Here is a 20628-nt window from a genome sequence, read left to right as displayed (position 1 = left end):
GAGAGCTTCGGACTCGCCTTCTCGCAGCCGGTGCCCGATGCGCGTGGGGTGATTGCCCCTGGCCTGACGACTGGCTCGGCGCCGCTATGGCGCGAGACCTGCACCATCACGACCCGCGCTTCCCCGAAGTTGACGAGATCGTTCCCGTCTCACACGGCGGCTCCCCGCTCACCCGTGAGAACACCCGGCTTCTTCACCGCCTCTGTAATCAGCAGCGGGGCGCCGACCGGCCCGCTCGATCTGCTGCCGCACCCAGCCGCCCACCGATCACCGCATCCAGCGGCTGGGGACCCTCGCAGGGGTAGGGCAGGAGTCCCCCTCCCCTGAGGGACGGCGATCCCGAGGGAGTACCGCCCATACACCCACAGCGTTTTTTCCACAGACCAGAGGAGGCCTCACATGGCCGGATTACGAGCCGCGGAACTGGAAGTCCTCTTCACCGCGAACACCGACGACGTTGCCAAGGCCGAGAAGGACGTGAAGACGGCCGGCGACCGCATCGAGAAGCAGAAGGCCACCAAGAAGGTCGACGCGGACGCGAGGCCGGCTCTCGAGGGCATGGAGCGCGTCGAGCAGGCGGCTCGGAAGATCGTCTCCGCGAAGACCATCGCCACGGTCGACGCGAACATCGACAAGGCAGAAGCGGCAACGGAAGCGGTCAGGGATCGCCTCGACTATCTGCGGTCTGTGGAGACGGATCTCGAGGTGAAGGCGGACATCAGCCGCGCCGAGGCGAACCTGCAGCGCATGCAGCGCGAGCTCGACGCTCTCCGCTCCGCGCGCACGAAGATCGACATCGAGGTCGACACGTCAGGCGCCGAGCAGGCGGCCTCCGGTCTCGCCGATACGGTCGGCGATTCCGGGCAGGACGCCGGCGCGAAGTTCAGCGGCAGCGTCATCGCCGCTCTCGCAGCAATTCCGGTCGCGGGGTCAGTCATCGGCATCGGCGTCGCGATCGGCCAAGCGCTCTCGGACGGCGTGAAGGACGGCCTGCAGCAGGAGGTCGGCCGGGACCGCCTGCAGGCTCTGACGGGCATCAGCGAGCAGGACGCAGCACGTCTTGGCAGGACAGCGTCGGAGGCCTACGTGAACGGCTTCGGCGAGTCCATCGAAGCGAACATGGACACGACCCGTCTAGGCCTCCAGTTCGATCTCATCGACCCGGAGGCGACAAACCGTGACGCGCAGAAAGTCGTTGAGGGCCTCAGTGGCATCGCCGACGTACTGAGCGAGGACGTGCAGCCGGTCGCCGTGGCGACGACCCAGCTCCTCCGTTCCGGCCTCGCGAAGTCCTCGCAGGAGGCATTCGACATCCTCGCGGCCGGCGCCCGCAACGGCATCAACGCCAGCGAGGACATGCTCGACACGTTCATCGAGTACCCGGTCGTACTCGCGAAGCTCGGTCTCTCGGGCGAGGAGGCACTCGGCCTCATCAACCAGGGCCTGAAGGATGGCGCGCGTAACAGCGACCTCGTCGCCGACGCGCTCAAGGAAGTCCAGATCCGTGCCACGGACGGGTCTACCGCCAGCGCCGAGGGCTACAAGCTCATCGGCCTGAACGCTGAAGAGATGACCGCCAAGATCGCAGCCGGCGGAGAGGGCGCCAAGGAGGGCCTGCAGCAGATCCTCACCGGGCTCCGCGACATGGAAGACCCGCTGCAGCGGAACCTCGCCGCGGTCGCGCTCTTCGGCCCGAAGGCCGAAGACCTGGGTGATGCGCTGTTCGCGCTGGACCTCTCGACCGCAGTCGCGCAGCTCGACGGCGTGACAGGGTCGGCGCAGAAGATGTTCGACACTCTCGCGAGCAACGACGCGTCGAAGATCGAGGGAGCCCTCCGCAGTATCGAGGTCGCCTCGAACGGTGTGAAGGGTGCTCTGGCTGCAGCGTTCGGTGAGGGTCTGGGTGAGCTCGCGACGTTCGTGACGGAGAACCGCGGGCCTGTGCTGCAGTTCCTGTCGGACATGGTGAACGGAGCGATCGACTTCGGGCAGTCGATCATCGAGTCCGCTGCGGGTGGTACGGAGGCGTTCGGCGAGTTCGTCGCTGGTCCCGGACGTGACGCGGTCCTGCTGATCGCGAATCTGATGCACCTGCTCGGGCAGGACACGACCGAGATCGAGGATCTGGCGTCCGACATGGACGTTTTCGACGAGAAGGCGGAGTCCGCTGCAGGGAACATCCGCGGGCTGAGCGACAATCTCGAGAACGGTCGCGGCAAGTTCAACGAGTTCTTCGACCCGCAGATCGACCTCGGCTTCCTCAACGACAAGACCATGGCGCTCGCGTCGGCGATCGACGCGGTCGGCTACTCGGCCGACGGCTCGAAGATCGCCCTCGACGGGGTCGACCTCGCGAACCTCTCCGCATCCGAGTCGGGGGCGACGCTCGAGCAGCAGGTCCGCAACTCCATCTCCGCGATGTCGGAGGAGGTCGCTGCGGCCGGCGCTGCAGGCGAGTCGCAGGAGCAGCTCGCAGGCCGCTACGACACGGCGACGAACGCGCTCGTCGGGCAGCTCGTGCAGATGGGTCTCACCGAGGAGCAGGCGCGCGACCTGATCGGGACGATCAACCAGACGCCCGGCCAGAAGAGCACCTACTTCGACTCGAACGCGAATCAGCAGCGCGGCAACGTGGAGCTGCTAGGCAACGCGATCGTCACCCTGCCCGACGGCTCGGTGATCGTCACCGCGGACACTGCCACAGCGACGGCCAAGATCGACCAGTTCGTCCGGGATCTCAACAACATCCCAGGCCGTCGCGACGTCGTCATCAACCAGGTGGTGCAGACCACCGGCGCCGACCGTGGCGCTGTTGCCGCTGCATACAAGGCCGACGGCGGCGTCATGGAGTTCTTCGCGCAGGGCGGCATGCGAGGCCTCACTCCCATGCAGCCGATCGCGCAGATGGTTCCCGCGTCGACGTGGCGTGTGGTAGGTGACCGGTCGGACGTCCCCGAGGCGTACATCCCGCTCGACGGTTCGCCGCGGTCGATGGCGATCCTCGCCGAGACGATGCGTCGCATGGGCGTTGAGGCGATGTCGGAAGGCGGAACCACCACTGTCGCAACGCAACGGCCGCCAGCCACTGACCGACCCGTGTACATGGATGGGGGCGCTCTCTTCGGCGTTATCCGGGAGGTGGCAGATGGAACGGCGAGGTTGATCGTTGCCGACGCTCTCGACCGGCGCACGCAGGACGCCCAGCGGGGCAAGTGGAGATGACCCCGTGACACCCGGCCGCGCCTCATCAGCACCACTTCGCGCCCACAGCTACGACCCAACTCGGGCGGTGAGGGACATCCAGCGCAAGCCCAACCACGGGATCGCACTCTTCGACAGCTGACGCCTGCACCCTATCTGCTGCCTCAACGCACGCCCCCTAAGAAGCAAGAAAGTTCGAGGAACATTCATGTCCATTCCATGCGGTAACCCTGCCCACAAGACGCACCCTGGTCCCCCGGACGCTGACGCTATAGAGTGCGGTGACGCCCGCCACCAGGGACTCCTCGCCGTGGAAGGACCACTCGCTTTGACCTACGTTGGCACAGCCGCAGAAAGCGCTTCGATCGTCGTGCGTGGGTATTTTGATGTCGAGATGTTCACGCCCCGGTGGTTCTTGGACCGAAAATTGATTGGGCAGGCCGAGTACGACAATCAGTCAATCGAAGTCTTCGGACCAGAAATTCGCGGCTTTATCTTGGATTGGCTGAGCTTCTCTGTGGAAGCAGAAACAATGCAATTTCAAACCGCGAATCCGGAAGAGTTTTTTCGCCTTCGAGATGCTGCGATGGGAACTCTTCGGCTTCTCGAAGACGTCGAAGTATCGGCCGTGGGCTTGAATCATGAGCATCACTTGTATGTAAGCAGTGAAGAAGATTTGCATGCCGTCGGCTATACCTTAGTCCCAAAAAAGCCCTGGTCTAATCTCGTTCCGGACTCGAAAATGCTTTCTCTCATCATCCGAGGAACACCCGTAGAAGGTTACTCCGGATACAACCAGGTGAAGGTAGAGCCTTCGAATCTATTTGGCGACGCTATCTACGTCAGCAACAATGAGCACTTCTCCTTAAGAGGAGACGAGGCAATTGACGTCATGGATAACGACCCCTACGCCTCGCCAACATCCGAGAAACGATTGCTAGCTATCAGAATTCTTGGCGATGAATGGACTGACTCACTTCAGCGTGTCGAAGACCGCGCGATCGGAGTCTGCAACCTATCTCGAGAGGTCGAACTATGACAAGTGCGACGCTCCTTCCGACTCAACAAAAGGCAGAGAGATCCGGCACCACCAGCCAGAAGCTCGTCCGTTCAGCGAGACAGTTCAAATCCACACGGACGCGAACCTCCGCGCTTCGCGAATTGCCAGAACAGCCGGGAGCGGAAACTGGGTCGCAAAATGTTCGGTCAACGCTTGCTATGACTAGGCAAAGAAGCGCGGATCGGGCATCAACTTCTTTCAACGGCCACCGCGTGGACGGCATGTTGAGGTGGGTGGGACGTGTAACAGACGTCTACGAAGGAGGCTTCACAGCCTCACTCACAAGCGACGAAGCGAAGCCGACAGATTTCTACGCTGACTTCCCGAGCGATGTCATTGCCGATTACGAAGACATTGATCTCGATGACGTTGTGTATGTCGCCGTGAGGACGGTGCGAAGCGCGAACGGCCGCCTTAGTCAGACTCATGCTGTTCGCCTTCAGCGGCTTGGGGTTTTGCCCCAATCCGTCCTCGATGCAGCTCGCGAAGAGGGTCGCAGCATGGCGCTCGAGTGGGCAGCGCTTGCCGGCGAGTAGCGCCCCGGCAACTGACGAGTTCGAGGTATCGATCTTCGGCCCAGGCATAGGAGAGGCGATCGCGGTACACCTCGGGGGTGGAGACTGGATCACCGTCGATTCCTGCCGAAATCAGCGAACAGGCGAGCATGTACTGCTCGACTACTTCGGCGATATCGGTGTTGACGTCGGCGAGGCCGTAAAATGCGTCGTAGGAACCCACGCTCACGATGACCATATTTCAGGGATCGCAAGACTATATGAAAAGGCTGCATCTGCAACCTACGTCACCTCTTCTGCTTTCACGATGGAAGAGTTCGCAGCTACCGTGGCCCTGGACCGGAGGCTTGCTTCAGATCTGCGGCGAACAATCTATCAGGAATACCTGACCGTCTTCGCTGAAGCGAAGCGTCGCCAGGCGGAAGGTATGTTTCGGCCGGTGCATTTCGCGATAGAACAAAGGGTTATATTCGCGCGTCCGGCGACGGAGAGGCTGCCGGAGGCCTTGGTGCTTGCGCTTTCTCCATCGGACGAGTCCCTCCTTCGTGCGCAAACACGCTTGGCTAGTCGCTTTCCAAGCCTCGACGGTGCGACGCGACCCCTGCACATAGACCCCAATGAGTGCTCGGTCGCCCTTTGGGTCCAATTTGGGGCCAATGCGGCCTTACTTGGAGCGGACTTATCCAAAGGTCCGGACCGGTGCGGCTGGCAAGCTGTCGTCGCGACGCATTCGCCCCCTAGCAAGGCTTCACTTTATAAAGTTGCGCACCACGGTTCACCGACAGGTGATCTCGAGGCCGTCTGGACATCTTTGCTCGATGCTGATGTCCTTGCGATGGTGGCGCCATTCCGCGGTGGCCGACGTCCACTCCCTGGTGACGACGACGTAGAACGGCTCAAATCAAGAGCGGGATCTCTCTTTGCCACCGCCTCATCCCAAGCTCCTGCGATGCCATCCGCAGTCCGGAGGAACGCAGCTGCCCTCACGGGACTCGGAGCGACTGTGCGGGAGCAGGCAGGAATTCCTGGTCATCTTCAGGCGCGCCGCTTGACCGACGAGGTCGCGTGGCGGGTGTTGGCGAACCGTCCTGCCTTGCAACACTGAAGCCAAGCCGATTGAAGACAAGGGCTTGGCAAGAAACACATGAGCGCTTAGTAGGCGGGTGCAACCTTCGCGTGATGGTAGTCCGACGACGGCCATACATCCAAGCCTTTCCTCGAAGGTATCGCGCTACGCAGGCTTCGGTTGCGGCCGTCCTTTGGTCAAGCAGGTACTCCTGACGAGCAGATAACGCGTCGGAGTGCCGCTCAGGCCACCTCTGACGACGCGGAAGCTGCATTTCGAGATGTCGCATGCCGCCTCCTCAACGAAGGCGCATCCATCCGCTATCTCGCAGGCGCTGCCACGATTTTCACCACGACCGTGCAGAAGTGGAAGAGCGGCGGGTAGCCCGGCGAGAGCACGAGCAATCCGCGCGTGACGCGAGGGCTACGTTTCGCGCCAAGCCGAATAAGCGCTGGCCTTGAACGGCAAACTGGGCGCATGAGTGACTTCGAGCATCACCTAGTCCTGGTCACCCGTCTCTGGGCCGACGCGCCGATTGTCTTCGGGATCTACGCCACACGCGAGGACGCCGAGGCGACGGTCGCAGAGGTGAGCTCTGCCGGACCAAGCCCGGACGAGTACCGCCACGAGATATGGCGGGACGGCCAGAGGGTCGGCTAGAACTCGACGCAGACGCTGCCAGCATCAGCTCCGTGGTCCGGACCCACAGGAGACAGACCGCGATACGTACGCGAGTCAGATGCCGCGCCTGTACGGGCGCGATCGGCGCGGACGCGCGGGTCAACGACGAGCTCCCTAGCGGGGAGGCCCGTGCGGGTCGAGGCCGTGCATGAACGGTCGAAGATCTTCCGCGGACGGCGGCGGAATGACCGGCACGAGGTGGTCCGGGTGCTGCAGGGGGTCGAGCGCGTCCGCACGGCCACGGGCCCATCGCAGCCACTCGCGGAGATCCTTGGGCGCAGCGGCCAGCACCTTCCGCTCCGCCGCATCGACGTAGGCGCGGAGCTCCTCCGCTTGAGTCCATCGCTCGACCTGCTTCGACAACTCGGCGACGCGAGCAGCCTCCTCGTGCTGTGTGATCGCTTGAGCGTAAATCGCCTCCCATTGAGCCTGCTGCCGTCGGCGGGTTCGCTCCTCCTGCTGCCGGCGCTCCTCAAGCTCCAATTCCGTGATTGCGATAGCGCGCATCAGCTCATCGATCACCAAGCCCATGGGCTTCAGCGGGCGCTTCACCTCACGAAACGGGGTTCCGTCGTGGTCCTGCAGCCGGCCGAAGAGACGGAGCTCGAGACGGCCTGTGGACACGAACTCAGTGGTTCGTCCGCCAATCCATGCCGGGCCGCGACTAGAAGCGCCGTAAGGGATCGGCTTGCCTCCTTGTGCGGAGATCTCGCGGATTTGCACGGCGTAGCGAGCCTCCGCTGCTTGAACGTCGAAGTGAGCGTCCCCGGCCCGCCAGGTGTCGCGTCGCCACTCCTCTGACTGTGCGTGCATCAGCACCTCCCAGCCACGACTCGCCGCATCCTCTATCGCCGCCTCCAAGACGCGGGCGGCGCGAGCCATGTGATCTGGGGTGACGAAGCTGCGTCGCGGGTCCGCGAGGAAAGCTTTGGCGAGAGGATGTCTCACCCGGCCTTCGTCTGCGACCACGGCGTAACCGTGCGGAACGATCTCCTCGAAGACCCCAACGATCTCGACGGCAGCAGTCCTGCTGAAGTACCAGGACCGGCGGAGGATCATCTTCTTCCCGCGCTCCCTGCTGGGGCTCTCGAGGTACTCATCGACGAGGCGCTGATACATGGACTCATCAGCGTCGTCCTCGAGCTCTAGAAGCCCGTCTGCTGCGCGAACTCGGGCGTAAAGCTCGTCCGCCTCAGCACTGGGCAGGCCCTGACTGTCGGCCGCATGCTGCTCGAGCCACTCCCGCCCGGCCGGCGTGATCATGGCACTCCAGCTCGGCCCTCGGCCGAGGACCCTGACGTAGCCACGCGTATCAAGCGCACGTGCCGTGATGCGGTGAGCGAAGCCGTCGGGGTACCACTCCGACGGGCAGCCCTCCTCAACCCAGCGCAGGATCTCGACCTGCTTCTCGTTCAGAGTCGAAGGCAGTCGCGACATCTTCGTAGTCTGGTCGACGCTCACTCCCAGCTGTGTCGGTGGTCGCCGCGACGATCGGCTCATGGGAACCCGCTACGACCCGAACCACCCCGCCCGACCCCGCGAAGTGTCGGTCTACGAACAGGCGTTCCGCAACGTCGGCGACGAGGCACCCTGGCTCCTCGCCTGGCGCGACGGGAAGGTGATGACCAACCCAGACACCGGTCGGTATCTCTACAGCCACGAGGTACCGGGCCAGAGTGGGCGACGGGGCTCGCGAGGCTCGAGGCGCTGACGTCCCCAAAAGCATCCCCGGTCATGATGGAGTCATGATCGCTCTTCATACATCGAGGATTTCGGATGACCTCGGGTGATTTTGGGGTCGGCGAGATCCCCCGGGTTGGCGGTCTTTCCTAGACGCAAATGATCACTCGTGACCTCGGTGATCGAACCTCGATGGGAACGGGCGGTTACGGGTTCAAGTCCCGTCGTCGGCTCAGGAGAGAAGAAGGCCCCGACCGCTGTGTGCGGTCGGGGCCTTCTGCATGCGCGGGGCTCGTGCGCGTCCGGGGCTCAGCCCGCGGCGGCCGGAGTGGGCTCGGAGGAGGCCGGAGCCTCGGTGGAGACCGGGGCGTCGCTGGGAGCGGGGGTCTCGGTCGACGCGGGCGTCTCGGTCGACGCGGGGGCCTCGGTCGAGGCGGGCGTGTCGCTCGGCGCCGGGGTCTCGGAGGAGGTGGGCGCGGGAGTCGCCGACGAGTAGGAGTCGGCGGCGGCCGAGAGCACGAAGGAGCTGAAGGCGTCCGGGTCGGTCAGCGAGCCCGAGTACGCCTCGCCGTTGACCAGGACGGTCGGGGTGCCCGTGACTGCGGGCACGTCCGTGCCGGGCAGCGGACCCGAGGTGGCGCGCTCGGTCGCGGCGCGGACCCAGCTCACGAAGCTCTGGTCGTCGATGCAGGTGTTCACGGCCGCCGTGTCCTCGACGCCGGCCTGCGAGGCGTAATCCTTCAACTGGTCGTCCGAGAGTCCGTCGGTCCCCTCCGCCGGCTGGTTGGCGAACAGCAGGGAGTTGAAGTCGAAGAACGAGTCGGGCGAGCGGTCCGCGACGCACGCGGCGGCGTTGGCCGAGCGCTCCGAGTACTTGGTGCCGTTGGAGCGGGTCGTGAGGATGGCGATCGGGTGGATCTCGACCGTCGCGGCACCGCTGGTCACCCACTCCTTGATCTGGTCGCCGTTGGTCTTCTCGAACTGGCCGCAGTAGGGGCAGAGGTAGTCGAGGTAGACCCGGATGTCGACCGTGCCGGCCGAGGTGTCGAGCGCGCTGGGGGTGGGCGTCCCGTCGGCGGCGACGGCGCCGCTCGTCTGCGCGACCATGTTCTCGCCGATGACGACACCGTCGCTCGCCATGTTCGCCGGGCCCGGGCCCGCGGGGCGGATGCTCGAGGTGACGGCGAAGACCACGATCACGACGACCGCGATCACGACGGCGGCGAGCCCGCCCTGCAGGGCGAAGCGGCTCACGCGGTCGCGGCGCTTCTGCTGCTCGCGCAGGCGGCGCGCCTTCTCTCGGGCGGCCTCTCGTCGCTGGTTCTTCGAGAGACGGTCATTGGCTCCGCCGGTGGTCATGACAAGAACGCTCCGAATGAGAGAGGGGGAAGAAGGGGGTCGCCGGGCGCGACTCGCCGGAATCCTACGCGCGAGCCCTGGGAAACCTCCAAACGACGGATACGCGGTGCCCGACCGACGACTGTCGGCCCCGTGACATACTGTGACGGTTGGTCGGAGTCGCCCACGCGATGATGACCATCACTTCCATTCACTCGGATCGTCCGGCACGTACCTGCCGGTGAAGGAGCAAGAACAATGGCGTCCGTAACTTTCGACCACGCGTCCCGCGTCTACCCCGGGGCCACTCGCGCCTCCGTCGACAAGCTCAACCTCGAGGTGGGCGACGGCGAGTTCCTCGTCCTCGTCGGCCCCTCCGGCTGCGGCAAGTCCACCTCGCTGCGCATGCTCGCCGGCCTCGAAGAGGTCAACGAGGGCCGCATCCTCATCGGCGACCGCAACGTCACGGACGTTCCGCCGAAGGACCGCGACATCGCGATGGTCTTCCAGAACTACGCGCTGTACCCGCACATGTCGGTCGCCGAGAACATGGGCTTCGCGCTCAAGATCGCCGGCGTCAACAAGGACGAGCGCGCCGCGCGGGTCCTCGAGGCCGCGAAGATGCTCGACCTCGAGCCCTACCTGAACCGCAAGCCGAAGGCGCTCTCCGGTGGCCAGCGCCAGCGCGTCGCGATGGGCCGCGCCATCGTCCGCAAGCCCCAGGTCTTCCTCATGGACGAGCCGCTGTCGAACCTCGACGCCAAGCTCCGCGTGTCCACCCGCACCCAGATCGGCACGCTGCAGCGCCGCCTGGGCATCACCACGGTCTACGTCACCCACGACCAGACCGAGGCGCTCACCATGGGCGACCGCATCGCGGTCCTCAAGGACGGCCTCCTCCAGCAGGTCGGCTCGCCCCGCGACCTGTACGAGAACCCGAACAACGTCTTCGTGGCCGGCTTCATCGGCTCGCCCGCGATGAACCTGTTCCACGCGGACGTCACCGACGGCGGCGTCAAGTTCGGCGACACCGTCCTCCCGATCGCCCGCGAGGCGCTCGCGAAGACGAGCCAGAAGGTCGTCACGCTCGGCGTGCGACCCGAGGACGTCACCGTCTCGACCCAGCCCGGCGGACTGCCGATCGAGGTCGACCTCATCGAGGAGCTCGGCTCGGACGGCTACCTCTACGGCCACACCGAGGTCGAGGGCCGCCGCACCGACATCGTCGCGCGCGTCGACGGCCGCGTGCACCCGACCGCGGGCGACCGCGTATACGTGACCGCGAACCACCGCGTGCACATCTTCGACGCGGAGTCGGGCGAGCGCCTCTCCTGAGCCTCCTCCTGCACCGCACGCTGCCGCCGTCCCCTCCAGGGCGGCGGCAGCGTCGTCTGCGGCTCCCCCACCGTCCGACACGCGACACGAACGGCGCACCATGTCCGGCTCCCTGAACATCACCTCGGCCACCGTCGACCCGGCCCTGCTCGACCTGCCGTGGAACCTGCGGCTCGACGACTGGCCCGACGAGTACATCGCCGCCCTGCCGAAGGGCATCTCGCGGCACACGGTCCGCTTCGCCCACCTCTCCGGTCACGTCGTCGCCGTCAAGGAGACGACCGCCGAGATGTCGCGGCGCGAGTACGAGATGCTGAAGACGCTGCAGCGCCTCGACGTGCCGTGCGTGGTGCCGGGCGCGGTGATCACGAACCGCACCGACGACGAGGGCGAGGCCCTGCCCGCCGTGCTGGTCACCCGTCACCTCAAGTTCTCGCTCCCCTACCGGGCGCTCTTCTCGCAGACGCTGCGGCCGGACACGGCGACCCGTCTGGTCGACGCGCTGGCGCTCCTCCTGGTCCGCCTGCACGTGATCGGCTTCTTCTGGGGCGACGTCTCGCTCTCGAACACTCTCTTCCGGCGCGATGCCGGCGCCTTCGCCGCCTACCTGGTCGATGCGGAGACCGGGCAGCTCTACTCGGGCGGCCTCTCGAACGGCCAGCGCGAGAACGATCTGGAGATCGCCCGCGTCAACATCGCCGGCGAGCTGCTCGACCTCGAGGCCGGCGGTCGCGTCGACGACGACCTCGACCCGATCACGGTCTCCGACGGCATCGTCGCGGCGTACCGCAGCCTCTGGAAGGAGCTGACCGGTGCCGAGTCGTTCGCGACGTCGGAGCGCTGGCGGATCAACGACCGCGTGAACCGGCTGAACGAGCTGGGCTTCGACATCGAGGAGCTCGCGATCAAGACCGACGAGGCCGGGTCGACGGTGCGCATCCAGCCGAAGGTGGTCGACGCCGGCCACCACCAGCGGCGGCTGCTCCGTCTCACCGGGCTGGACGCGCAGGAGAACCAGGCGCGGCGCCTGCTCAACGACCTCGACTCGTACACGGCGACCTACGACAAGCAGGGCCTGGACGAGGAGATGGTGGCGCACGAGTGGCTGGCGCAGGTGTTCGAGCCGGTCATCCGCTCGATCCCCCGCGATCTCAAGGGTCGCCTGGAGCCGGCTGAGATGTTCCACCAGCTGCTCGAGCACCGCTGGTTCATGTCGCAGCAGCAGGCGCGCGACGTCCCCCTGGCGGAGGCGGTCACCGCCTACGTGAACGACATCCTGCGTCACCGCCGCGACGAGGCGACGGTGATAGCTCCTCCCACCGAGGCGCTGACCCTCCCGAACCTCGTCCTCGACGAGTCCGGCGACGCCGAGCTCACCGACGAGGACGCCGACGTCGACTGGACGAAGAACGTCTGACCCCTCCCACCGCCGCAAGAGGGCCCGCGCTGTCAGCACGGGCCCTCTCCGCATCCCCCCGGCTCGCTCTCCGCAGGCGGCGCACTCGGTCCGCTCGCCGCAGGCGGCGCTCCGCTCCGCTCGCCGCAGGCGGCGCCTCCGACATCCAGACCCGTAGCGCGGGTGCCGGCGCGGTGAGCTGCAAGGCGGAGGAGGAAGCGATACCGGCGGTATCGCGCCCGACGACAACGCCGCAGATCGCCGTGCCGGTGCCCGCGCTACTCGGAGGCGGAGCGGAGTTTGGAGATCTCGTAGAGCGCGACCGACGCCGCGATCCCGGCGTTGAGGGATTCGGTGGCGGAGCTGATCGGGATGGAGACGACGGCGTCGCACTGCTCGGTGACGAGGCGGGAGAGGCCCTTGCCCTCGCTGCCGACGACGACGAGGAGCGGCCGGTCGGCGAGTTCGAGGCCGGGGAGCATCACGTCGCCGTCGCCGTCGAGTCCGATGACGAAGACGCCCGCGCGCTTGAAGTCCTTGATCGTGGCGGTGAGGTTGGACGCCATCGCGACGGGGATGCGCGCGGCGGCTCCGGCGGAGGTCTTCCAGGCGGCGGAGTTGAGGCCCACGGAGCGGCGCTGCGGGACGATGACGCCCTGGCCGCCGAACGCGGCGACGGAGCGGATGATCGCTCCGAGGTTGCGCGGGTCGGTGATGCCGTCGAGGGCGACGAGGAGGGGGACCGCTCCGCGGGAGACGCTGCGCTCGAGCAGGTCGCTCGGGTGGGCGTACTCGTAGGGCGGCACCTTCAGCACGAGGCCCTGGTGCACGGAGTCGGGGCCGGCGAGGCGGTCGAGCTCCGGGCGCATGACCTCGAGCACGGGAAGGCCGCGGGCGGTGGCGATCTTGAGCGCCTCCTTGACCCGGTCGTCCATCTCGATGCGGGTCGCGAGGTAGAGGGTGGTGGCCGGGATGCTGGCGCGCAACGCCTCGAGGACCGAGTTCCGGCCCGTCACCATCTCGAAGTCGTCGCCGCTCTTGGGCTTGCGCGACGGAGCGGGGCGCCCCTGTCCGCGGGCGGCCGCGGAGAGGGCTCCGCCGGGGCGCCCCTTGCCGCCGGCGGCGACGAAGCGCTCACGCGCCAGCTTCGCCTTGCCTGCGGGGTGGTAGGGCCGGTCCTCGGCCTTGGGCGTGGGCTTCTTGCCCTCGAGGGCCTGACGGCCCTGACCGCCGGAACCGACGGCCTTGCCCTTGCTCTTCTTTCGGACCGCTCCGGGGCGGCCGGGCTTATTCGCCATCGAGACTCCAATGCGCACCCGTCTGGGTGTCTTCGATCGTGATTCCCGCCGCGGCGAGATCGGTTCGGATGCGGTCGGCGCTCGCCCAGTCGCGCTGCTCGCGCGCGGTCTGGCGTTCGGCGACCAGGCGGTCGACCAGCACGCTGAGCGCGCGGTACGAGGGTTCGTCGTCGGAGCGCGCCCACTCGGGCGCCTCCGGGTCGATGCCGAGCACGGCCGCCATCGCGAGCACCTGGGTGCGCAGGGCCGAGACGGAGCCGAGGTCCTCGGCGTCGAGGGCGGCGTTGCCGGCGCGCACGGTCTCGTGCAGGACGCCGATGGCCTGCGGGACGGACAGGTCGTCGTCCATCGCCTCGGCGAACTCCTCCGGAACCACCGGCTCGCCGAGCGCGGCGAACCGCGTGCCGTCGAGGCGGCGGCGGGAGCGCTCGAGGAAGCCCTCGATCCGCTCCAGCGCCGCTTCGGCCTCCTCGAGGGCCCCGTCGTGGAACTCGAGGGTGGAGCGGTAGTGGGCCGAGCCGAGGTAGTAGCGGACGACGAGCGGGCGGGCCGCCTCGAGCAGCTCGGAGGCGAACACCGAGTTGCCGAGCGACTTGCTCATCTTCTGGCCGATGACGGACACGAGGCCGTTGTGCAGCCAGTAGCTGGCGAAGGCGTGGCCGGCGGCGCTGGACTGGGCGAGCTCGTTCTCGTGGTGGGGGAAGCGCAGGTCGAGCCCGCCGCCGTGGATGTCGAACTGGGTGCCGAGGTACTTCGTCGACATCGCGGAGCACTCGATGTGCCAGCCGGGGCGCCCGGCGCCCCACGGCGAGGCCCAGGCGGCCGACTCGGGCTCCTCCGGCTTGGCGCCCTTCCAGAGAGCGAAGTCGTGCGGGTCGCGCTTGCCGCGCGGGTCGGCGTCGGTCGCCGCCTCCATGCTCTCGAGGCGCTGGTGGGTGAGTGAGCCGTAGTCCGGCCAGGACCGCGTGTCGAAGTAGACGTCGCCGGAGTCGTCGGGCGCCGGGTAGGCGTGACCGCGCTCGATCAGGGTCTGGATGAGCGTGATCATCTCGGCGATGCTCGCGGTCGCGCGCGGCTCGTAGGTCGGCGGGAGGATGCCGAGGGCCGTGTACGCGGCGGTGAACTCGAGCTCGACGCGGTAGGCGAGGGCCCACCACTGCTCGACCGGCGCGCCCTCGGGCGCCCGACGCCGCGCGTCCTCGGCGATGGCGAGGATCTTGTCGTCGATGTCGGTGACGTTGCGCACCAGGGTGACCTGGAAGCCGCGGTACGCCAGCCAGCGGCGCAGCTGGTCGTAGGCGAGGGCGGAGCGCAGGTGCCCGATGTGGGGCGAGGACTGCACGGTGGGTCCGCAGACGTACATCCCGACCTCGTTCTCGCGGAGGGGGACGAAATCGACGAGGGCCTGGGCCTTCGAGTCATGCAGTCGCAGAGTCACGCGGGCGAGTTTACCGGGCGGACCGCTCCCGGCCGGGTCGGCGGCTCCGCCCGGGGACTACCGGGCGACAGCGGGGGTGGGGAGGACGAGTGCCGTCGCGGTCGCGGCGACCCCCTCGCCCCGGCCGGTGAAGCCCAGCGCGTCCGAGGTGGTGGCGGCGACGCTGACCGGTGCGCCGAGCAGCTCCGAGAGCAGCCTCTGCGCCTCCTCGCGCCGCGGCGAGAACTTCGGGCGGTTGCCGATGAGCTGCACCGAGACGTTGCCGATGGCGAAGCCGGCGGCCTCCACCAGCTCGCGGGTCGCGCGGAGGAAGACCTCGCCGTGGGCGTCCGCGAAGCGCGGGTCGGCCGTGCCGAAGCGGGAGCCGATGTCGCCGAGACCCGCCGCCGCCAGGAGCGCGTCGCAGATCGCGTGGGCGACCGGGTCGCCGTCGCTGTGCCCGGACAGGCCCCGCTCCCCCGGCCAGTGCAGCCCGGCGAGCCAGAGCGGCGACGCGTCGTCGAAGGCGTGCACGTCCGTGCCGATGCCGACGCGCGGCACGACGACGACGGGCGGCGGTGCGAGCACCTGCTCGGCGCGGGCCAGGTCCCAGGGGGTGGTGATCTTGAAGGCGAGCGGATCGCCGGCGACGACGATCGAGGGGCCGCCGCGCGAGGCGAGGAGCGCCGCGTCGTCGGTGAAGTCCTCCTCCGCCGAGGCGTAGGCCTCGTCGAGGAGCGCGCGCGGGAAGCCCTGCGGCGTCTGCACCGCGGCGAGCTCGGAGCGGTCCACCGTGCCGAGGATCCCGCCGTCGGCGCGGATGCGCTTGATCGTGTCGGTGACCGGCAGACCCGGGATCACTCCACCGCGCGTCTCCCGGACCGCCGCGATCACCCGCTCGAACTGGTCGACGGGCGTGAGGGCGCGGGCGGCGTCGTGCACGAGCACCGTCTCCACGGCCGGGCCGAGCGCCCGGAGCCCCCGAGCGACCGACTCCTGGCGGCTGGCGCCTCCGGCGACGACGCTGACGGAGCCGTCCGGGGCGCCGGCGGCGTGCGCGAGAGCGGCCGTCTCCTCGAGGAGGGCGGCGGGAGCCACGACGACGATCTGGACCGGCTCCGCGAGCAGCAGCACCGTGCGCAGGCTGCGCTCGAGGATCGTCCGCCCCGCGCAGTCGACGTAGGCCTTGGGGCGCTCGCGGCCGAGCCTCGTGCCGCTGCCGGCGGCGACGACGACGACGGCCGCGGTCGGCGCGCCGGCCGGACCGTTCAGGATGCGAGGACCTCGTCGAGGAGCACGGAGGCGGCGTCCTCGTCGGTCTTCTCGGCCAGGGCGAGCTCGGAGACGAGGATCTGGCGGGCCTTGGCGAGCATGCTCTTCTCCCCCGCTGAGAGGCCGCGGTCGCGGTCGCGGCGGGTGAGGTCGCGGACGACCTCGGAGACCTTGACGACGTCGCCGGACCCGAGCTTCTCGAGGTTGGCCTTGTAGCGGCGCGACCAGTTGGTCGGCTCCTCGACGACCTCGGCGCGCAGGACCTCGAACACGCGCTCGACGCCCTCGCGGCCGATGACGTCGCGGACGCCGACCAGGTCGACGTTGTCGGCGGGCACCTCGATGACGAGGTCGCCCTGCGCGACGCGGAGCTTCAGGTACGTCTTCTCCTGGCCCTTGATCGTCCGGGTCTTCACCTCGGCGATCGTGGCGGCTCCGTGATGGGGGTAGACGACCGTCTCTCCGACCTCGAACTGCATGCGACGTCCTTTCAGCGGCGGACAGATTACCATGCGCGCCGAGCGGGAAGGGAGTCCGGACGGGCGGAGCCGCGGTGCTCGCTACGCTAGCCTGGTGTCGGCTCGTGCACAGTGAAGTCGCCCTGTCCGGGGCGAGCGGGGCCGACGATCTGGAGGTTCCTGTGAAGGCGCGTATCGCTGCATCCGTCGTTCTCGCGGTCGGCGTCGCCCTCGCTACCGCCGGCTGCAACCTCGTCGCCCCGCAGGCGACGCGCAAGATCTACGACCCGAGCGACGGAGTCGGCGCGACGATCGGCGATCTCGCCATCCGCAACGCGATGATCGTCTCGGACGACGGCGAGGCCGGCACCCTGATCGTGACGCTCGTGAACTCCACCGATGAGGCGCTGAGCGTCGAGGTGCAGTACGAGGGCTCCGCGGGCCGCACCAGCGACACCGTCGACGCCGTCCCCGGCCGTACCGAGGTCCGCCCCGACAGCACCGAGGCCGTCCAGATGGACGACATCGACACGATCCCCGGCGGCCTGCTCCCCGTCTACTTCCAGTACGGCTCCGAGCAGGGCAAGGAGCTCCTCGTCCCCGTCCTGACGAACGCCCTCGAGGCCTACTCGACGCTGACCCCCGCGCCCTCCGCGACGCCGACCGTCACCCCGACGGCCGACCCCGCCCGGACCGCGCTCCCCACTCCGACCGCCGAGCCCGGCGTCGACGCTCCCACCGCGGAGTAGCCCCCTCCGCCCTCGAGGGCCGTCCACCCCGGTGGGCGGCCCTTCGTCGTCCCCGCAGTTCTCGACACACCCGCTCGGCCAACCACTCACCACCAGGCGGGCGGCGTCCGGCTGCGCGGGTCTCGATACGCCGACCACTCGAGCACCACGCCCTGAGCGACGCCCCCGCCCGGCTCGTCGCGCAGCGACGGCCCCCCTCGACGGCTCGTCGCGCAGCGACGGCCCCACCCCGCGGCTCGTCGCGCAGCGACGGCCCCGCTCCTCACCCCTCCAGCACAGGGTTGATCGCGGGTCCTGGCGGGGTGAGCTGCAAGGCGGAGGAGGGCGCGATACCAGCGGTATCGCAACCGACGACAACGCCGCAGATCGCCCCGCCAGGGCCCGCGATCAAGCGTCGAAGCGGTAGCCGAGGCCGCGGACAGTAACCAGGAGCACCGGCTCCTTCGGCGTCTTCTCGATCTTGGAGCGGATGCGCTTGACGTGGACGTCGAGGGTCTTCGTGTCGCCGAAGTAGTCGCTGCCCCAGACGCGGTCGATGAGCTGGCCGCGGGTGAGGACGCGGCCCGCGTTGCGGAGGAGCATCTCGAGGAGCTCGAACTCCTTGAGGGGCATCGGGGTCTCGACGCCGTCGACTTCGACCGTGTGGCGTTCGATGTCCATGCGGACGGGGCCGGCGACGACGATCCGCTCCTCGCCGGGCTCCTCGGTGCGGCGTCGGAGGACGGCGCGGATGCGGGCGAGCAGTTCGCGGGTGGAGTAGGGCTTGGTGACGTAGTCGTCCGCGCCGAGCTCCAGGCCGACGACGATGTCCACTTCGGAGTCCTTGGCGGTGACCATGATGATCGGGACGGAGGAGCGGGTGCGGATCTCGCGGCAGACCTCGGTGCCGGGCATGCCGGGCAGCATGAGGTCGAGGAGGATCAGGTCGTAGTCGCCCTCGTCGAAGGCGGCGACGGCGCGGTTGCCGTCCTCGGCGACGGTGACGTCGTAGCCCTCGCGTTCGAGCAGGTAGCTGAGGGGCTCGCTGAGGGCGCTCTCGTCCTCGACGAGCAGGATGCTGGTCACGCGTGTTCTCCTATCGGGGCGGTCGCCGCGAAGGGCGTCCGGGCTGGGTCGGCTTCGGGGAGCCGGATGGTGAAGGTGGAGCCGCGGCCGGGCTTGGACCAGACGCGGACGTCGCCGCCGTGGTTCTGCACGGCGTGCTTGACGATGCTGAGGCCGAGGCCGGTGCCGCCGGTGTGGCGGGAGCGGGCCTGGTCGACGCGGTAGAAGCGCTCGAACACCCGGTCGAGGTCCTCCTCCGGGATGCCGATGCCCTGGTCGGTGACGGCGATCTCGACGACGCCGCCGGTGGAGCGGACGCCGATGCCCACGCGGGAGCCGGCGGGTGAGTACTGGATGGCGTTGGCGAGGAGGTTGTGCAGCGCCGAGACGAGCATCTTCTCCTGCCCCACGACGTAGGCCTTCTTCATCCCGCCCTTGACCAGGGTGACGTCGTGCGACTCCGCCATGACGTGGGTGGTCTCGAGCGCCGCAGTGACGACGTCGTCGACGCGGATGATCTCGGCGGAGCCGGCGACGTCGGCGGCCTGGAGGCGGGAGAGCTCGATGATCTCGCGCGTGATCTTCGCGAGGCGGTGCGACTCCTGGGTCAGCCGGTGCGCGAAGCGGCGCACCTGCTGGGGGTCGTCGGCGGCGGAGTCGAGGGCCTCGGCGAGCAGGCCGACGGCGCCGATCGGGGTCTTCAGCTCGTGGGAGATGTTGGCGACGAAGTCCCGGCGGACGGCCTCGAGCCGGCGCGCCTCGGTGTGGTCCTCGGCGATGACGAGGACGTAGCGGGAGCCCAGGCGGGTCGCGTGGACGACGAGCGTCACGGCGGCGTCGGAGAGCGGGCTGGTCGCGAGCTCGAGGTCCTGGACGATGTCGTCGCCGAAGCGGCGGACGCGGTCGACGATGGCGGCGAGGTCGGGGTGGAGCAGCGTGTCCTGCGAGACCAGGCCGAGCGCGACGGCGCGGGTGGACGCCTTCAGCACGTTGTGCGACGGGTCGGTCACGAAGGCGGGCGAGCCGACGGCGTCGATGATCGCCTCGATCCCCTCGGGGAGCCCGACCGAGATCACGTCCTGCGCGATGCGGCCCTGGCGGGCGGCGAGCGTGAGCACGGTCGTCAGAAGGATCCCGATCGCGACACCGAGAACGAGCGACAGAACCACGATCAAGCCCGAATCCACGGACCCAGGCTAACCATCCACCGGGCGTCCCCCTACCGGACGCCCGTCGATCCTCCGGGGGTCGAGTACTGTTCAAACGCCCGGCACCGTCCGTTAACCTGCCGTGGTCATCATGACTGCGCCTGCGCCCACGGAGTGCAGTCGCAGCGGCGTGCGAGGTGCTCGCCGCAGATCCGGCGCCGTCGTCCGCGCGCGCCGTAGAGAGGGTCGAACACAGATGCGCGAAGTTTTCCAGCAGGAGCTGGCCGAGGTCCAGGAACGACTCGTCGAGATCTCCGGACTCGTCGAGATCGCCATCGAGAAGGCGACCCAGGCGTTCAACCACTCCGACGTCACCCTCGCGGAGGAGGTCATCGCGAGCGACGCGCGCATCGACGAGCTGGCCATCAGCCTCGACGAGCTCGCGATCGACATCCTCGCCCGGCAGAACCCGGTCGCCCGCGACCTGCGGATCGTCGTCTCGGCGCTGCGCATCAGCGCGTCGCTCGAGCGGATGGGCGACATCGCCGAGCACATCGCCCAGCTCTCGCGCTACCGCTTCCCCGACAAGGTGGTCCCCAAGAGCCTGCGTCCGACGTTCGTCGAGATGGGCCGCCTCGACGTGGTCGTCGCGCACAAGCTGACCGACCTGCTCCGCTCGCAGGATCCGCGCATCGCCGAGGAGATCCGCGACGAGGACGACAAGATCGACGAGCTGCACGTCAGCGTCTTCGACAAGGTGCTCAGCGAGGCGTGGAAGGGCCAGGCAGCGGACACCGTCGACGCGACCCTCGCCAGCCGCTACCACGAGCGCTTCGCCGACCACGCCGTGTCGATCGCCAAGAAGGTCCAGTACCTGATCTCGGGCGACTACTCCTAGTCGACACCTCGGGCTCCGGCCCGTCTCACCGTCCGGCCCGCAGGAACGATCGTCTCCTGCGGGCCGGACGTG

Annotated in this window: 16 protein-coding genes; 8 read left to right on the top strand and 8 right to left on the bottom strand. The window is 68.1% G+C overall.

Annotated features, from left to right (window positions below; genetic code table 11):
* Positions 1–399: 399 nt before the first annotated feature.
* From C5C74_RS08290 to C5C74_RS08285, 4 genes are all read left to right on the top strand, one after another.
* The gene (locus C5C74_RS08290; protein WP_104351314.1) at positions 400–3222 is read left to right on the top strand and encodes a phage tail tape measure protein; all 2823 of its coding nucleotides are present in this window, start codon (positions 400–402) and stop codon (positions 3220–3222) included.
* Positions 3223–3511: 289 nt separating this feature from the next.
* On the top strand, positions 3512–4240 hold the full coding sequence (locus tag C5C74_RS17050; RefSeq protein WP_146083033.1) for a hypothetical protein: 729 nt from the start codon (positions 3512–3514) through the stop codon (positions 4238–4240).
* A gap of 447 nt (positions 4241–4687) precedes the next feature.
* On the top strand, positions 4688–5881 hold the full coding sequence (locus C5C74_RS17045; protein WP_146083032.1) for a hypothetical protein: 1194 nt from the start codon (positions 4688–4690) through the stop codon (positions 5879–5881).
* 438 nt (positions 5882–6319) lie between these two features.
* Positions 6320–6502: a hypothetical protein gene (locus C5C74_RS08285; protein ID WP_104351313.1), complete on the top strand. Its 183-nt coding sequence runs from the start codon at positions 6320–6322 to the stop codon at positions 6500–6502.
* A 135-nt stretch (positions 6503–6637) separates the two neighbouring features.
* Here C5C74_RS08285 and C5C74_RS08280 read toward each other — a convergent pair whose 3' ends face one another.
* Together C5C74_RS08280 and C5C74_RS08275 are read right to left on the bottom strand one after the other, a co-directional pair.
* Positions 6638–7984 carry a hypothetical protein gene (locus C5C74_RS08280; RefSeq protein ID WP_104351312.1) on the bottom strand — a complete coding sequence of 449 codons (1347 nt, stop codon included), beginning with the start codon at positions 7982–7984 and terminating at the stop codon, positions 6638–6640.
* Positions 7985–8512: 528 nt separating this feature from the next.
* Positions 8513–9562, bottom strand: a complete 1050-nt coding sequence (locus C5C74_RS08275) for a thioredoxin domain-containing protein (protein WP_104224594.1) — start codon at positions 9560–9562, stop codon at positions 8513–8515.
* A gap of 237 nt (positions 9563–9799) precedes the next feature.
* Here C5C74_RS08275 and C5C74_RS08270 point away from each other — a divergent pair, with 237 nt between their 5' ends.
* Positions 9800–10876, top strand: coding sequence for an ABC transporter ATP-binding protein (locus tag C5C74_RS08270; protein ID WP_104224593.1), 1077 nt, complete (start codon positions 9800–9802; stop codon positions 10874–10876).
* Between the two features lie 100 nt (positions 10877–10976).
* On the top strand, positions 10977–12293 hold the full coding sequence (locus C5C74_RS08265) for a DUF4032 domain-containing protein (RefSeq protein WP_104226481.1): 1317 nt from the start codon (positions 10977–10979) through the stop codon (positions 12291–12293).
* Positions 12294–12550: 257 nt separating this feature from the next.
* Here C5C74_RS08265 and rlmB read toward each other — a convergent pair whose 3' ends face one another.
* Genes rlmB through C5C74_RS08245 form a run of 4 tightly spaced genes read right to left on the bottom strand, consistent with a single transcriptional unit; the run spans position 12551 to position 16738 of the window.
* Positions 12551–13570 carry a 23S rRNA (guanosine(2251)-2'-O)-methyltransferase RlmB gene (gene rlmB, locus C5C74_RS08260; RefSeq protein ID WP_104351311.1) on the bottom strand — a complete coding sequence of 340 codons (1020 nt, stop codon included), beginning with the start codon at positions 13568–13570 and terminating at the stop codon, positions 12551–12553.
* The gene (gene cysS, locus C5C74_RS08255; RefSeq protein WP_104226483.1) at positions 13560–15008 is read right to left on the bottom strand and encodes a cysteine--tRNA ligase; all 1449 of its coding nucleotides are present in this window, start codon (positions 15006–15008) and stop codon (positions 13560–13562) included. Before cysS ends, rlmB begins: the two co-directional genes overlap by 11 nt.
* Before the next feature lie 57 nt (positions 15009–15065).
* The gene (gene ispD / locus C5C74_RS08250; protein ID WP_104339909.1) at positions 15066–16262 is read right to left on the bottom strand and encodes a 2-C-methyl-D-erythritol 4-phosphate cytidylyltransferase; all 1197 of its coding nucleotides are present in this window, start codon (positions 16260–16262) and stop codon (positions 15066–15068) included.
* The gene (locus tag C5C74_RS08245) at positions 16256–16738 is read right to left on the bottom strand and encodes a CarD family transcriptional regulator (RefSeq protein ID WP_104224589.1); all 483 of its coding nucleotides are present in this window, start codon (positions 16736–16738) and stop codon (positions 16256–16258) included. Before C5C74_RS08245 ends, ispD begins: the two co-directional genes overlap by 7 nt.
* Before the next feature lie 161 nt (positions 16739–16899).
* On the opposite strand from C5C74_RS08245, the gene C5C74_RS08240 reads away from it, so the two are divergent.
* Complete coding sequence (locus tag C5C74_RS08240) at positions 16900–17466, top strand: hypothetical protein (protein ID WP_104224588.1); 567 nt, start codon at positions 16900–16902, stop codon at positions 17464–17466.
* 387 nt (positions 17467–17853) lie between these two features.
* Here the strand turns inward: C5C74_RS08240 and C5C74_RS08235 are convergent, their stop codons facing one another.
* Both C5C74_RS08235 and C5C74_RS08230 read right to left on the bottom strand, forming a co-directional pair.
* Positions 17854–18531 (bottom strand): response regulator transcription factor, encoded by a 678-nt coding sequence (locus C5C74_RS08235; protein WP_104227263.1) that lies wholly within the window; start codon positions 18529–18531, stop codon positions 17854–17856.
* Positions 18528–19697, bottom strand: coding sequence for a cell wall metabolism sensor histidine kinase WalK (locus C5C74_RS08230; protein WP_104224692.1), 1170 nt, complete (start codon positions 19695–19697; stop codon positions 18528–18530). The genes C5C74_RS08235 and C5C74_RS08230 overlap by 4 nt, the downstream gene beginning before the upstream one ends.
* Positions 19698–19914: 217 nt before the next feature.
* Here C5C74_RS08230 and phoU point away from each other — a divergent pair, with 217 nt between their 5' ends.
* Complete coding sequence (phoU, locus tag C5C74_RS08225) at positions 19915–20556, top strand: phosphate signaling complex protein PhoU (protein ID WP_104224693.1); 642 nt, start codon at positions 19915–19917, stop codon at positions 20554–20556.
* Positions 20557–20628: the final 72 nt, after the last annotated feature.

Origin of the sequence: Rathayibacter sp. AY1E8, from assembly GCF_002931415.1 — a bacterium.
Taxonomy (GTDB): domain Bacteria; phylum Actinomycetota; class Actinomycetes; order Actinomycetales; family Microbacteriaceae; genus Rathayibacter.
This window is presented reverse-complemented; position numbering and strand designations above follow the sequence as displayed.

What these genes read in the sequence shown, in the direction of transcription:
- C5C74_RS08290 (WP_104351314.1), top strand. Translation starts at nt 400, where the DNA reads ATGGCCGGATTACGAGCCGCGGAACTGGAAGTCCTCTTCACCGCGAAC.
- C5C74_RS17045 (WP_146083032.1), top strand. Translation starts at nt 4,688, where the DNA reads ATGCTGTTCGCCTTCAGCGGCTTGGGGTTTTGCCCCAATCCGTCCTCG.
- C5C74_RS08285 (WP_104351313.1), top strand. Translation starts at nt 6,320, where the DNA reads ATGAGTGACTTCGAGCATCACCTAGTCCTGGTCACCCGTCTCTGGGCC.
- C5C74_RS08275 (WP_104224594.1), bottom strand. Translation starts at nt 9,562, where the DNA reads ATGACCACCGGCGGAGCCAATGACCGTCTCTCGAAGAACCAGCGACGA.
- C5C74_RS08270 (WP_104224593.1), top strand. Translation starts at nt 9,800, where the DNA reads ATGGCGTCCGTAACTTTCGACCACGCGTCCCGCGTCTACCCCGGGGCC.
- C5C74_RS08265 (WP_104226481.1), top strand. Translation starts at nt 10,977, where the DNA reads ATGTCCGGCTCCCTGAACATCACCTCGGCCACCGTCGACCCGGCCCTG.
- rlmB (WP_104351311.1), bottom strand. Translation starts at nt 13,570, where the DNA reads ATGGCGAATAAGCCCGGCCGCCCCGGAGCGGTCCGAAAGAAGAGCAAG.
- C5C74_RS08245 (WP_104224589.1), bottom strand. Translation starts at nt 16,738, where the DNA reads ATGCAGTTCGAGGTCGGAGAGACGGTCGTCTACCCCCATCACGGAGCC.
- phoU (WP_104224693.1), top strand. Translation starts at nt 19,915, where the DNA reads ATGCGCGAAGTTTTCCAGCAGGAGCTGGCCGAGGTCCAGGAACGACTC.